General features: G+C 60.4%; 11 protein-coding genes. 2 read left to right on the top strand and 9 right to left on the bottom strand.

Annotation, left to right across the window (positions count from 1 at the left end; all coding sequences use genetic code 11):
- Window positions 1-235: hypothetical protein (locus BLQ92_RS21565; RefSeq protein WP_244896663.1), on the top strand; the 235-nt coding region annotated here is incomplete at its 5' end.
- Between the two features lie 116 nt (window positions 236-351).
- Entirely contained in the window at window positions 352-975 is a 624-nt protein-coding gene (locus BLQ92_RS21560) for a hypothetical protein (protein WP_090686544.1), read from the top strand.
- A gap of 190 nt (window positions 976-1,165) precedes the next feature.
- Here the strand turns inward: BLQ92_RS21560 and qatD are convergent, their stop codons facing one another.
- From qatD to BLQ92_RS21515, 9 genes are all read right to left on the bottom strand, one after another.
- The gene (gene qatD / locus BLQ92_RS21555) at window positions 1,166-1,915 is read right to left on the bottom strand and encodes a Qat anti-phage system TatD family nuclease QatD (RefSeq protein ID WP_090686543.1); all 750 of its coding nucleotides are present in this window, start codon (window positions 1,913-1,915) and stop codon (window positions 1,166-1,168) included.
- A gap of 10 nt (window positions 1,916-1,925) precedes the next feature.
- Window positions 1,926-3,293, bottom strand: a complete 1,368-nt coding sequence (qatC, locus tag BLQ92_RS21550; protein ID WP_090686542.1) for a Qat anti-phage system QueC-like protein QatC — start codon at window positions 3,291-3,293, stop codon at window positions 1,926-1,928.
- Window positions 3,290-3,841, bottom strand: coding sequence for a Qat anti-phage system associated protein QatB (gene qatB, locus BLQ92_RS40750; RefSeq protein ID WP_090686541.1), 552 nt, complete (start codon window positions 3,839-3,841; stop codon window positions 3,290-3,292). The genes qatC and qatB overlap by 4 nt, the downstream gene beginning before the upstream one ends.
- Window positions 3,842-4,173: 332 nt before the next feature.
- A complete protein-coding gene (qatA, locus tag BLQ92_RS21540; protein WP_090686540.1) occupies window positions 4,174-6,108 on the bottom strand; it encodes a Qat anti-phage system ATPase QatA in 1,935 nt (644 codons plus the stop codon).
- A 60-nt stretch (window positions 6,109-6,168) separates the two neighbouring features.
- Window positions 6,169-9,681, bottom strand: a complete 3,513-nt coding sequence (locus BLQ92_RS21535; protein ID WP_090686539.1) for a DEAD/DEAH box helicase — start codon at window positions 9,679-9,681, stop codon at window positions 6,169-6,171.
- Entirely contained in the window at window positions 9,665-10,441 is a 777-nt protein-coding gene (locus BLQ92_RS21530; protein ID WP_090686538.1) for a Hachiman antiphage defense system protein HamA, read from the bottom strand. Before BLQ92_RS21530 ends, BLQ92_RS21535 begins: the two co-directional genes overlap by 17 nt.
- 12 nt (window positions 10,442-10,453) lie before the next feature.
- Window positions 10,454-11,371, bottom strand: coding sequence for a restriction endonuclease (locus tag BLQ92_RS21525; protein WP_090686537.1), 918 nt, complete (start codon window positions 11,369-11,371; stop codon window positions 10,454-10,456).
- Entirely contained in the window at window positions 11,368-12,279 is a 912-nt protein-coding gene (locus BLQ92_RS21520) for a hypothetical protein (protein WP_030099303.1), read from the bottom strand. Before BLQ92_RS21520 ends, BLQ92_RS21525 begins: the two co-directional genes overlap by 4 nt.
- On the bottom strand, window positions 12,279-13,373 hold the full coding sequence (locus BLQ92_RS21515; RefSeq protein ID WP_090686536.1) for a hypothetical protein: 1,095 nt from the start codon (window positions 13,371-13,373) through the stop codon (window positions 12,279-12,281). The genes BLQ92_RS21520 and BLQ92_RS21515 overlap by 1 nt, the downstream gene beginning before the upstream one ends.
- Window positions 13,374-13,497: the final 124 nt, after the last annotated feature.

Genomic DNA, 13,497 nt, shown 5'->3' with positions numbered 1-13,497 from the left:
AGACAAAACCATGAAGCCCCTTCATCAGCCTTCAGGTATCACCCACGGGCTCGAGTTCCTGATCGCCGAGAACTGGTCTGCTGATCAGGCGCTCGCTGTCGTCGAACTTATCGACGATCTCCGCGAGCGCATCGTCGGGCACTATCAGATTGCGCTCAACGAACTGCTGCGCGAACAGCGCTCGCCTCCTGGAAACCCTCACCCTCCTCGTGACAACGAGGCCGCCCCATTCTGACTAACGACCGGCACGCTCGACCATGGGCGCCAACGACTGACCACGGTTGTTGACGCTTTTACTCAACCTTGCGCCGCCGTTTAGTGTCGGATTTGCACCGCCGCTAACACTACCAGATGGAACTCGAAGCGAGCCCGGTGGGCAACGGCACGCTTAGGGCGTATCCGTTCGACCGGTACTGGGTAGGTATCCAGTCGGCACGACTGGTTCTGCCCCTGCCACCACAATCGATGCAGCCCGCGCCGAACATTCCGCTGGAACTTCATGTGAGGTTCGAGGGCGAGCCGGGTTGGGACGCACATAGAAAGATTGGCGCGGACGAACCGTTTCACGAAGGTTTCGACGGTACGGATGGATCAGATGAGGAATCACCTCGTGCTCGCTCATGCGGAATCGTGATCAGCCGGAGCCCGTGGTATATCGGTCTGATGGCTGCGCTGCTTGCCGTCCTGGGCGTCGTCCCCTGTCTTTACGTTTGGCGCCGGACGACAGAGGCGGCGGGACTCGAACTGATTGCCGCAATGGTTGGCATGGCAACCATACGAACTTATCTGATCGGGCCATCGTCGTCTGTTGCGGGTCTGCTGCCCTTCGATGTTGTATTGGGGGCGTTTATATTTGCGGTAGCCTTCATTCCGTTCTGGAGACCCGAGGCTGGTGACGAAAAGCAGGAGCGGCGCCTGAACATCGACATTGGTCGCAACGGCGGGGACGATCGCGACGACGACGCGGGCTATTGACTGCTGATTGATTGGAAGTTAACGGTGTGGTCAGTTATGCTGTGGACCCAGATGTTGCATTTGGATCAGCGTGCCGGCATCGAGTTCCTGCACGAATTGGCCGGCAATCACGATATCGGAGGCAATCCGCTAAGTGTGTTGGAGAATACTCCAGCGAACGTAGAGTCCGCTCGCAACGTGCCACCTCCAGCTATCCGAGCAATGCTCGTAGGTTGTCGCGAATGAGGCTTGCCACGTCGCTCGCAGTTAGCCGACGCAAACGCCCCAGCTCCTCGACGACGCCTGCTACATCGGTCGGCAGTGAAGGTCTGTCGCCGGTGCGAGTGAAAGGGCCATCGGTTTCCGTCAGCATCCGATCCAAGGGGATAGCCTGCACCATCGGTGCGTGCCTCTCATTGCCCAGCATTCCCGCGTTGATGGAGAAGTAGCAGCCCAACTCCAACGCGCGCTTCGCCTCGCTCTTTGTTCCCGTGAACCAGTGGAGAACGATTTTTCCGCGCTCGGGTGGTAGATTCGCTTCGACGAGATCGAGTACCGCCTTGGCCGATCGGATGCTGTGGACCGTAATGATCTTGTCGCCGGCCTGCGCGCAACGCTGGAGCACGTGTTGGAAGACACGCTTCTGCGCATCGAGCGACTTGAAGAAGCGGGGGCCGGCGTCCAATCCGACTTCGCCGACATAGCGCGTCTCCGCAAGATGCCGATCCCACAGCTCGATCTCGCTTTCACGCTCCGCGACCAGTTGGGGGTGCAGCCCCAGCGCTGCTCGAACATGCTTTGTGCGCTGCGCGAGTTCGTGATTGCGGGGCCACGCGCGAGGTGTCGTCGTTACGGCCAGCGTGAACACGCCGGACGCCTCCGCATCATGGACCGCCGCCGCATGGTCCGGGTAGAGATCAAGATGGCAGTGGAAGTCCACGAGGCCCGCAGTGGCGATCATGCGCGTACCCTCATCTTGGTTTCGCCTCGGCACCGTCGATGAGCCGTGCGACTTCGCCCAGGCCGCGCCGGTAGACGTCGGCAAGCTGGTCCAAGTGTGCGGCTTCGTCGGCAAGCGAGCCGGGCTTGTGGATCAAGAGGTTCGCGAGCTGAGGCTTGCTCTTCAAGCGCTCGATCGCGTACTGGAGCGACCTGACCTGCACTCCTGTCGCCTGGCGTGTGTCCAACGGATGCGCATGAAGATCGGGTACCGTGTACGTCGTCGGGTCGTTCCCCGTACCCCATGCTGCCGTCAACGCTGCGCGACGGATAAGACATGGCAGGCAATAGCCACATTGCTCGATACCATGTCCTAACCATCTGGCCTTAGCAGGGGACGAACACGACAACGAATCCGTCGCCAGCTTCTTCAAGAGGTCCGGGTTGCGGCAGGCTGCGGCCATCTCACCCTTCGTCTTGTCCCAGTAAGGGTTCCGAATCTCGCCGTCGATGCCGAGTGCGACGAGCAGGTCGTTCCACCTCGCCATGTAATACGGATGCGTGGTACGGGTGCTGTTTGATCCCAACCGCAGGGGGTCCAAAGGCACATTCAGCGCGATCAGCCCATTCTCGGGGACGCGCAGGATGAAGCGGCGCCCAAGCCCAGTACCGGCGAACACCCCGAGAGCGAAGAACAGGAACGACCTGCCGCGTGTGCTGTTCTCGCCGCCGACGCCTTCCACAAGACCATCCACGAAGGTCATGCCCACTCGCAAGCGCTCGAAAGATGACTTGACGTAGTGCTTCTTCAAACTTGCGAACAGCTTGCCTTGAGCATCGCTCGTCGCGCCCTCGCCGAAGTGGCTGACCAGTAGGGGAGTGGCACCGTCCTCCAGCAGATCGATCGCTCCGATCAAGCTGTCCAATCCACCCGAGAACAGGCTGACGGAATCAAAGGGCGGAGCGATCAGACTCGGAGGCGCTGCTTGGGCGATCGTCGCGAACCGATCTGGACGTGCCCTGAACCCGATCGTCCAGCGATCGCCCGTCAGGAAATCCAGAGACTTCTTGAGAGTCGGTGCCGCAGCGGCCCAGCGAGATGGATCGCCTACCGGCACGACCAGTCGTATCTCACGCGTCCACGAGTCCTGCGACTGCTCGGTGCGAGAGATGCGTGTGTCCGCCGCATGGACATGAGCGGCCAAGACCAGCAGGTCAATGCCTATCTCAGAGGGAAACACACCGATTTTCTTCAAGCTAGTCAGCGCGCCACCGATGCCATGATCCAAAGACTTCTCGCCGGCAACGAGTTGCAGGTAGGTCCTTTGTTCATCGGCGCCCGCCGTCACATCGAAGCTGTCGTCAGGACCGAAGCGGCCCGCCAGGAGTTGTCGCTTCATTGGTCCGCCTCCGCATCGCCCAGGGTTTGCAAGATTGCAAATGCAGACTCGTACAGCGCATCGACGAAACCCTGAATTCGCTCCGACGTGAGATTCGGCGTTTCCGCACGAGCCCGCGTCAGCGCGTCGCTCACCCCGCCCCGGATGAAGTCGCGCAACTGCTGTTCGACGCGGTGCGCAGCTTGCGTGTCCGCTGGCATGGTCACGGCCTTTGTGCCAATGTCGTTGCAGATGCGGGCTTCTATCGCGTGGGTGACATACAGCTCGAAGACTGTCTGCATCTGATCTGGTGTGAAGGTGGTTAGATCGGTGAGCCCTTCACTTGCCAGTTCAACGATAGTTTCAATGTACGCCTCGCGGGCGATGCCTTCATCGACGGTGCCCGCGCCTGGGCAGACGTAGTCGGCTAGGCCAACGAAGATTTCCGTGAGCGGTCGTCCGGCCAACGACTCCAGGTCCAGCGCCCGTAGCGCCTCGCGCACACCCCTTGCTTGTGCATCGGACAGAAAGCCAAGCAGCCGTGCACCCGCTCCGCGCGAGGCGCCCATGCGTTGGGCAGCCTAGCGCGCGCCGCCGGCCGATGTTGAGACGTATCTTGAGACTGCGCGGCCCAAGTTGGCACGGTCGCTGCCACCAGAACCGGCAAATCGCGTGAAGCTGTTGCGAGCACCGGAGAAACGCTGAGGGTCTGCCGTCTTGGGGATGGGTGGCCGGTTCGGCGGCACCGGTGGCGCGGTGCCGTCTGCCGGCGGCTGGCCGTCCGGGACTGCGCCATCGCCCGGAGGGGCTGCTGGTGCGCCCGCGCCGTCGGTGTCACCCAACCATGACGGAACAAGTGGTGTTCCGCCGCCAGGGCCGCCGTACGCCGTGGAGGTTCCCATCAACGTCCTCCCTTCAAATCCTTGAGCGCCGCTTCGGCGCTAGCCTTTAGGCCGGGGTTATTGGTGACTTTGCTCCAGTCTCCCAGCAGCTTCGTCAGGCGATCAGCGCATGCGCTGTCCTTGATGACGCCTTGCCAGCCGCTGACAGCCCAAGGCCCACACTTACCACTTGGTAGTGCCTCCAGGAAATCCATCAACCGGCTCTGGAGCCCAGGCTGCGCCTTCACAAGGACGGCGAGACCGTCGATGCCTGCAGGCCTGGTATCGAAGGTGCCCGTGCTCATGATTTTGCTGCGCACGGCCTCGAACACCTTCTCGGCTTCGGGCTGCACGAGCTGCTTTAACTCGGCTTCGTAGCCCTGGACGGTCATCTTGCCGCCGAACAGCTTCTCGACTACGCCGGCCAGGTGGCCGAGTACCGACACTGGGCCGAAGTAGTCCTTCTTGTCCTTTGTGACGAACAAGTAGGGGCGCAGATCGAGTCCTGACAGCTTCGGGGAGAGGTGCGCCCAGTCACGCACCGTCTCCGACGACTTCCACTCGTTCAACACGATGTTGTCGGAGGCAGGCACCGCTTCGGCGGCCTTTGGCCCTTTCGACTCGCTGTCCTTGCTGTCGGCCGAAACCAGGCTCTTCTCCAGCGTTTCGAGGTCTTCACACAGTCCTTGCGGATGAACCGCTGCGACGAACGCAATCTGCTCGAACAACCTCGGGATGAATCGTTCTGCGAGCATGAGCTTCGCGAGCACGGGTAGCTTGATGTCGTCGCCAAAACCGCGCGCAGTCGCAGTACGCTCGCGCAGCAGCAGCGTGTTGAGGAAGCGCTTGATTTGGCGCGGGTTGCCCTTTGCGCCGCTTGCGAGGATGGGGCCGATCTGGTCGCTGAGTGCCAGCGCATTGTTTGCCTTCTCGGCTTGCTGGCCGAGCGCTGTCTTGACCGTCGCGGCATCCAGACCACCGCTGGTCCACGGCCGTTTCAGCTTCTCTCTCGCTACAGCGATCAGCTTCCCATAATTCTCGTCGTTCTCGCCGACTTCAGCGCCAGCGAGCAACAACGTCACGTAGATCCGCGTCTCGGTTTCACCTAAGGCAGGGATGCGAAACGGAACCTGTATGAGTTTTTCGAGGTAATTGCGGGCATAGTCTCGCGGCCCGGTGCTGTCGGGTAGATCTGGAAAGTGCTTGCGCACCGCGTATTCGATCATTGCCTCATCAGCTGCGACGACGAAGGCCGTTCGCGCGGTGAACACGAACAGCCGGATGGCTTCGAGCGTTTCAATGGCGGTGTCGGGCAGGCACCGATCAAGGTCGTCGATCAGGACAACGAGCTGTTTGATGCCTGCATCTTTCAGGAGCTGGTCGAATGCCTTGCGGAATGCCTCCACTTCCTCCGGCACATTCTTGGACTCGCCGGGCTTCAGCACGGCCTTCGCCTCATCGATGGCTGTCGAGAGGTTTTCTCTCGTGACGAGCTTGGCAGGGTCAGCCACTAGCGCTTCGAGCGAGCCGACGATGGCTCCGATTTGCTCGGGCGTCGGAATGCCGCTGAATGCGGTCAGGGCTAGGCTCCCGGCCCGCTTGGCGACCTTCAGCCAGTCGATGCGACGGAAGACATCCTTGACGGCCACTGCCGCCTTTTTTAGCGCCGGGCGTTTTTCGACCAAGCCTGTGACGATTCCCTCGATCAAGGCGATTTTCGCGTCCTCGAAGCCTTGGAAGCGCCATCCATTGAACTTGAGGCACAGGACATCGTCCTGATCGGTGAAGCCAGCCTCGATCATTTCTAGCACACTGGACTTTCCCGCACCCCAGTCACCATGCACGCCGATCGTCACCGGATGGTCGGGTTTCGCGCGAAGCAGTCCGATGATCGTGGTGGCGATGGCCTCGTTGTTCAGTAGGTCAACTTTGGTTTCGTTATCGGTCAGGATCATTCGTCTCTTCCTTGCTTTTCTGGTAGTCCCTGTACCACTCGTAATCTTCTCTTACGCTGGTTAGATATCAAATAAGTCATCCGGTCCGAGATAACTGAGGTCGAGCCAGCCAATGTCTTGAGCCACCTGGGCGAGGAGCAAACCGGCTCTCCTGGGACTCAAGGCATGCAGCAGCATGCCCACCCGAGTACCGTCCACCGTAAGTACGCTGAACTGGCCATTCCAATGGTGAATTTGAACGGGAGTACCTGGTGGTAGTGGCACGCCAAGCCACTGCACACTTGCCCCGTACCGACGATCGGCCCAGACACGATTCGCTTGAGGGATGAAGCTTTGCGCGAACTCCATCCACATTTCCCTCGTTTCTGGGGTCGGCCAGTCAGGTTTTTCGCTCCACGCCGCCAGGGCTTCCGAGTTGAGCCAATGCCGGAGTTCGTGGGCCGTCTGGAAAGTCGCTCTGGTGTCTGTCGCGACCTTGATGGCAGCGAGTCTGGAGTTGAAGCCGGCTTGAATGAGGATTGTCGCCGAACGATTCAAAGTACCGGCTTCCACTGAGGCCACCGCCAAGCGGAGCTCGTATACGTCCAGTGGCAACTCGCCTACCGTGTCCCCATTCGCTTCTGCTCGCACACGTATTGCTTCCATTGCCCAGGGAAGACGATAAACCAATCCTCCCTCGACGAACTGGAGCGTATCGGATTCCTGGCCGGCGGCGATGCCGGCAAGAGGCTCACCGAGCAGCCATGCACGCAGGATGTCCCGCCAGTTTGCTGGCATGGGGTCGGGCGTGAAAGGATAGAACGTGAAGATGTGTTCCGCCAGCGCGGTGACGGCGGCGATCGCAACCTCGGCGTCGTCTTGCAGGATGCCACCATTGGCTTCGATGAGAAGGCGATTGGCATCCTCGGCGATCGCATCGAGTGCATGACCCGTCGTCAGTCCGACCCCTGCAAGGAAATAGCCCCGACGGCGCGCTGATGTCGATTGACTCCAGATAAGCCGGCCTCGGGAGAGAAGACCCGCCTTGAGAGCCTGCTGAGTTTGCTCGTTCTGGCGTAAAAGCCGGCGGTGCCACAAAGAGGACTGAAGAACATCATCCAGTGCCGCCTCGACGCCTTCGTCGGGGATGTCGTTGTCGCCGATCAAACCGAGGATGGCCGTGTCGAGTGTTGCGATATGCCGCTCCCAGTTGGCAAGGGCGCGCTCGCGGTCCTCGGGCGCTTCGTTCGCGATTTCCGGGAACGTCCAGGCGGCGGCATTGTTGACGACGTACTCGATCAGTTGATTGAGGTCGCCGCCAATGCGTGCGTGCATGCGCGTCAGCAAGGCCGTGACCAGCCTCACCAGGCCGCTCTCCATCTCTCTTGCACCGAGATCGGTGATGAGCGCTTCCCAGTTGCGTCGCTTTTTTGCGATCTCATCGAACATGGGGAAAAGCACAATGCCCTCGACATCGACATAGGCGCGTCCGGCCCGGCCGATGACGTTCTTGAACTCGGAGATTTCGATCCTCTCACCGTTTCGGTGAAGAGAGTGCATGACGACGGCTGTGGCTGATAGATTGAGTCCTTGTGCAAGGGTCGGCGACGAAATGGTCACCTTGAGCACGTTGTCGCGCAGCAGGCGCTCGACCTCCTTGCGATAGGCGGTTGGGAGCGCTCCGTGATGAAGTGCGACGCCGATGTGCAGGCATTTGAGGATCGCGCTGTCTGGCCCGAGCCATTCCTTGCCAAGTGCGATCGCGGTGTTGAGGATCGCGGGATCGGCTTGGAGCAGCGAGCGCAGAGCGCCGCGCTCGTGAAGATCGACAATCACGTCGGCGAAGGGTTCGACGCTACGCCGCTCCGGGCAGAAAATAAGTACGGTCTGGCCGTCCTCGATCAGCCGCCAGGCTGTTGCTAGGCAGAGTTCGCGCTGGTCTTTGGGAAACAAGGTCGTACGACGGCGCTTCGGCGGAATCCAATTCGGAGGCGTCTCCCCTGTGAGGAAGCGTTGCACCCAGGGGCGTTCGTCGCCGACGCGAAGGTTCAATCGGGCTGTGGGCGACGTCCACACCACTTCGCCGAACCGGAGGCGGGTCGGTCGCCAATCATTTTTGATCAGTCCACCAGGATGGTCTCGTCTTAACCAACCCGCGAAGTCGTCGAGTTGATCGCCATCTGGCAGGATCGCTGAGAGACAAACGATCCGCCGCTGATGCGCGTCCGGACGGCGAAGAAGCCGCTGGATCTGCACCTCGTAGCGAACCTCGCGCTCGTTGAGCCCGATCATGTGTCCTTCATCGAAGACGAGAAGACCGACGTCATCGAGAAGGGCAGGGTTGTTCCGCAGCGCAAAGTCGAGTTTCTCCGGGGTGGCTACCACGATGTCCCTCTCGCCGATCGCATCCTCATCGAAGCCGCTGACGCCGATACTGCCGTAGAGCGCCGAGATGGTCTTGCCAAGCGGGGCAAATGTCCGTTGAAGGTTCGCTTCGGTCTGCGCAGACAGCGCTCTCAGCGGAGTGATGAAGACCACTCGCTTTTTGCCGGCGAGGCATCGCAGTATGCACAGTTCGGCGATGCGGGTCTTGCCTGCGCTGGTCGGCAAAGAGACAACCAGATCATCTGACTGGTCGACAGCGCGATTGGCAGCTTCTATCTGCGAAGGCCAGAGATCTACCTCGGCCTTTGAGCGGCTATGCAACAGTGCAATGAACAGCCCGCGAAGCGCGGGCCAGTCGGCCGCTTCGCCGCCTGCAGGCCGGAACGGGACCCTCTCATGAAAGGTGCTTGACCACAGGTCAGAAAGCAGATGAATCGCGATTCGACTCACCCACCACTGTGGAAGCATGTTCATTTCGCTGCAGACGGAGAGGTTCGTGCGAAGCCGTTCCAGCGCCTGGTCAAGCAACGTATGCTCGCCTCGTTCGAGAGCCAGCAGGAATAGCGACATCCCTGCCATGAATGTGTCCGTCAGCGCTTTGTCCAGGCCTTCGAAAAGGATGTCTTCCCCGTCGCCGGCCAAGTTGATCCACACCCCGACCCTGTCGAGCTTGGCCCGCATCCGTGCGGCGATCTCGGTGTCACTGCCTTCGCCGGAAACTCGGAAATCGAGAACAGTGGTTTGCAGTGTGCGGAAGTCCCGCCTCATCAGCAAGGTCAGGACTCGTTCCGTAGGGGCGAAATTCGCGTCCGCCGCGACGATCGCCAGCAGGGAGTAGGCGCGCGCGGAAAGGTGCGCAAGGTGGTAGCTCGCCGCCGCCATCACAAAGTGAAAATCGCGATCAGCCTCATCGGGATTACCTTTGGCGATCACCGCCTCGAGGGCCATCGCGGCTTGCTCGAATGCGATCCGCGCCTGCGCGTCCGAGCCGCCCAGCTCGCGCAGGCGAAGGCCAAGCCCGAGAAGGACGTAGCCATAAGAACGCAGGTCGTAGCTGAGCTGTGCTGCGAAGGCCGGAGCGTCGGGGGGGAGCACTCCGCCGCGCCAGATGATTGCTCTCGCCTGGCCTCGCGCAATGAGACTTCCACGGAAGCCGGCAGTTGCCGCTTCCGCGATGTCTGCCGTAATTGCCTCAGGTGTTGTTGGCATCAGCGATCACTCGGTCATAGACCGCTCCAATGAAATAGGCATGACCCTCGACGCGCAGCCCGACACCCCACTGGTTGATCGCTCCTGGATATGCCTGAAGAGCGGCAGTCAACAGGGCATCCGGCGGATTTCCAGAGAAGGTGAAGAGAAGATGCTGGACGTTTTGAGCCGGAATCCCATGCTTGAGCAATGCATCGTCGATGGCGTCGGCAAGCGGTAGATTGCCCAGTTCGAGCAATCGCGCGGAGATGAACGAAAGCGCATGTGCAGAAGGCAGACCACCATCCTTGTCGAGAGCCGCCCTCGCATCCGTAAGGACTTGAGCCGTCAAGGCGGCACGGCTCTTAGCTTCCGTCTTCAGAAAGTGCAGCCGTTGAGTCTGAGGATCTTGGAGGATGCCGATGACATCATCGCCGCGCATCGCCATGTTGCGGTGGTCTTTCCAGCGCAATCGCTTGATTGGCGCGCGATACCCGCTATGCGCGTCGATCCATTCAGTCGCATAAATCTCTCCAAGATCTCCGGATCGGATCGCTTTAGTGATAGGTAGTCTGCCCTGAATCAGCGCAGCCGCCGCTGGCTTGCCCAGACGCGCAAGGGCACGGGCGACCTGTTCTTCTGATGCATAGTGTGCCGGCACAATGGCAGCGGTAGCTTGGATGCCCACCGGAAGGCGCTCCGGCTGTCCCGTCATAACTCTGATGAAGTGGTTGCCTACGGGCGTATCGACTGCCAAGCACCAATCGTTGAATTGCGCCATGTCGACCCGTCCCTAGAATTTTTTCTCGATGCCAGAGATCGGATGGACATAGATGAGCCCTCTGGTTTGTGCGGCCTTGACCTTCCGATCGATCATTTCGCGAAGACTCAGGTGGCCCTCCAGGACAAGGATCAAATCTTCTCCATCAATGAAGAGAGTCTGGATCTCTTTGCCCATCACGAGACTGCGGATGACTTCGGGGCTGAAGCCATTCACAGAAATGAACAGGCCGCGCCCGTACAGTTTCCCCGCGACCTTTCCAGCAAACTGATACACGGGTTCATTGCTCGCCGAGCGTTCCTGCCACTTCGCTTCGATCAGATAGTGCTCTCCCTCGAACTTGACCGCGCCATCAATCTGTTCCCCGTGCACCCGGAATGCTTCGGTAGCCTCCAAATTCGAAAGGCGCGAGAGTTCGATCAGGATGCGCTCCAGTGCGTATCCGCGCTGCTGCCGCGAAGTCTTGTTAGCGAGCAGATCGAGGTACTCGGCACGTAGTTGATCCAGCGATGCCGTCGGTTTCTGTTGTACTGCCTCTTGGGCGGCCCGGCGCTCACGATCAGCCTTGATCTTCGCGTCCCGGATTTCCTGCAGTTGGCGTAGATGCTCGAGGTTTTTGTTCGCGGTGCCCCGGTCGAGCTTGTGCAGCTTGTCGAAGTAATAAGGATCAAAGTGCGACCAGTTGAGCAGCGACTGCAGCATCGCGCGGAATGGTCCGAGGCCTTGATCAGAGCGTACTGCGAGCGCTGCAAACAGGGCGTCGACAACTTCGGGGCGCTTGAGCGCGTTTTCACCCTCAAGCTGTAGAGGCGCAATCTCTGCCTTGGTGCATCCGTGCTTTTCAAAGAAGCCTACGATGTCCTTGCGAGGCCAGAAGAGCGAAAGGATACAGTCCTTCATGCAGCCCTTGATGTCTGCGGGGAAGCTCATGCGGTGCTCCCCTCGGCGAGCCGGGCAAGGAGTTGTTCAATCACGTCGTTGACTTGACGCTGCCGCAACGCCCGCGCTTCGCGTTGGTCGGGTTCATCGCCTTCGCCCAGCTCGAACTTGGCGACCGATACGGGGCCATCCTTGCGATAGCCCTCTGTCTTCTCGTCGTTGGCGAAGCGGCTGCGCAGGATTGCCAGCGAGGCCTCGATGATCGCGCCATGCTTGCCAGCGCATTCTTTTCGGAAGGCTTCGGCCGCGGCGTCCACGCCTTCGGGCGCGTGCTCGATGCAATAGATCAGATCGTGTGCGTCTTTGCGTTCGAAGCGCTGGTCGAACGCGAAGGACTTTAGGCACGTAAAGCTGACGAGATTGGCATGCTTGATCTTCTCGGTGGCGATGCCGTTGCCGCGCAGCAGCTCCGCCTGGATTTCGGTTACCTGATGCAGGTCGAAGACGATCGACGAGTGCGGGATGTTCAGGGCCGAGATCGTGCCCTCGGTCGGCAGGGGCTGTACCTTGCCGCCGGCGAGATCCGGCGCGTCCGCGAGTAGTTCCAGGACCATCAGCGCACCGTGTTCGGTGCGGGTCTGCCAACGCCACGAGAGTTTCTTCCCGGCTTCGTTTTCGGCGCGCTCGAAGCCCATCTTCTTAAGGTTGTCCTCCAGCGTGTGATACGCCTCGGTATCGGCCAGGATTTGCAGGTCGATCACGATGTCCACGTCCAGCGTCCCCGCGTGCGCTGGCACCACAGGAGGCCGCGCGGCGACGAGATACCGCGGCGTGAGCCCACCGATCAGGTAGACCGAATCCTTCCACGGTCCGAGACCTCGCAGCAGTGTCACGAGGACACGTTCGCAGTCCACCGTGTATTGGTCGCTGTAACCGTCGAGCGTTGCGGGCTTGGCCATCAGAAGCCGATCCTTTCTTTGCGGAAGTGCTCGGCCATTTCCTTGGAGCGGCCTTCGCCGCGCAACAGGTCGAGATAGATTTGGATGGGGCTGGCGAGCCATAGGCCATCGACTCTGTCGCGAAACAACAGTTCGCCCGATGACTTGGCATCAATGATGCCCAAGTTGGCGCCTTCGTTGACGACGTGCGCGCCTAGGTCACCAATCGCGGCATCGGCGTTCGCACCGGTTAGCGCCCGCACACGGACCTGGGAGACGTTGGAAAGAAATGGTGCATAACGTTGCGCGGCCGCCTCGTGGCTGACTTCGTACTCGACGTCGTGCATATCAAAGACTTCACCAATCCGCATCGCCAGCATTTCGGCCTTTGTGCCCGGCACATAGTACCGTCGCAAGTTTGGCGGGCGGATAGTGGCAAGCTGCTTGGCCCATGCGTCCAGCAAGGCCGTCGGCTCGCGAAGATGACGCTCCTTGCTGGGGCCTTGCCCACGCGCCACCAGCCAGTCGAAGCGCTCCAGTTCGGTCAACACTTGGGAGGCGGTAGCGGGCGACACAATCGCCTGCTGTGCCAGTTCCGTGACGCCAAACCAGTTCTGATGCTGCACCAACAGTGCGTGGAGCACCTGGGCGCGCCGTCCGGTAAACAGCGTGCGTACCGACTTCGCAAGGGCCTTGGGCGGCGGCTTTTCGATGTAGAGGTACGCACCGGGCGCTGGCAGGTACAGGCTGCCGCCGCTGTCGTAATAGCCGATGTGCTCGCTTCTGAGCAGCTCCTTCGCGCCGGGGGAGAGGGATTCGGCGACGAGGAGCGGCAACGGCGCTTGCCCTTGCCCTGCAGGTCGTCCATGACTCGCTTCCCGAAGTTGCCAGGCCACTTGACGGACATCTCGGGGGAAGACGGATTTCTTGACTTCGATCAGCAAGACAAAGGACTTGCCGGCGACGTGCAGATCGACCTGGGCGTCGTATCCACGGTCGCCATGCGTTCTCACGGGCTCCCAGTGGTCGAGGTCGGCGTCCACTTCCGGAAGCTCCTGTAGCGCGTCCACGAACTGGGTGATGAGCTGTCGTCCGGTCAGAGGAGACTCAAACATAGGGGCCAAGACCTTCTTTACTGTTCAGTAAATATACGCATTATAGTGAATATTCGGTAGAATGCCAATATTTACTGTACAGTGAAAAAAGGCCCCGTCCGGTCCGGCGTAGGTTGAACATCCG

Origin of the sequence: Paraburkholderia phenazinium (assembly GCF_900100735.1) — a bacterium.
Lineage (GTDB): Bacteria > Pseudomonadota > Gammaproteobacteria > Burkholderiales > Burkholderiaceae > Paraburkholderia > Paraburkholderia phenazinia.
This window is presented reverse-complemented; position numbering and strand designations above follow the sequence as displayed.

Coding starts and splice junctions, on each gene's coding strand:
- BLQ92_RS21560 (WP_090686544.1), top strand. CDS start 352: ATGGAACTCGAAGCGAGCCCGGTGGGCAACGGCACGCTTAGGGCGTAT.
- qatD (WP_090686543.1), bottom strand. CDS start 1,915: ATGATCGCCACTGCGGGCCTCGTGGACTTCCACTGCCATCTTGATCTC.
- qatC (WP_090686542.1), bottom strand. CDS start 3,293: ATGAAGCGACAACTCCTGGCGGGCCGCTTCGGTCCTGACGACAGCTTC.
- qatB (WP_090686541.1), bottom strand. CDS start 3,841: ATGGGCGCCTCGCGCGGAGCGGGTGCACGGCTGCTTGGCTTTCTGTCC.
- qatA (WP_090686540.1), bottom strand. CDS start 6,108: ATGATCCTGACCGATAACGAAACCAAAGTTGACCTACTGAACAACGAG.
- BLQ92_RS21535 (WP_090686539.1), bottom strand. CDS start 9,681: ATGCCAACAACACCTGAGGCAATTACGGCAGACATCGCGGAAGCGGCA.
- BLQ92_RS21530 (WP_090686538.1), bottom strand. CDS start 10,441: ATGGCGCAATTCAACGATTGGTGCTTGGCAGTCGATACGCCCGTAGGC.
- BLQ92_RS21525 (WP_090686537.1), bottom strand. CDS start 11,371: ATGAGCTTCCCCGCAGACATCAAGGGCTGCATGAAGGACTGTATCCTT.
- BLQ92_RS21520 (WP_030099303.1), bottom strand. CDS start 12,279: ATGGCCAAGCCCGCAACGCTCGACGGTTACAGCGACCAATACACGGTG.
- BLQ92_RS21515 (WP_090686536.1), bottom strand. CDS start 13,373: ATGTTTGAGTCTCCTCTGACCGGACGACAGCTCATCACCCAGTTCGTG.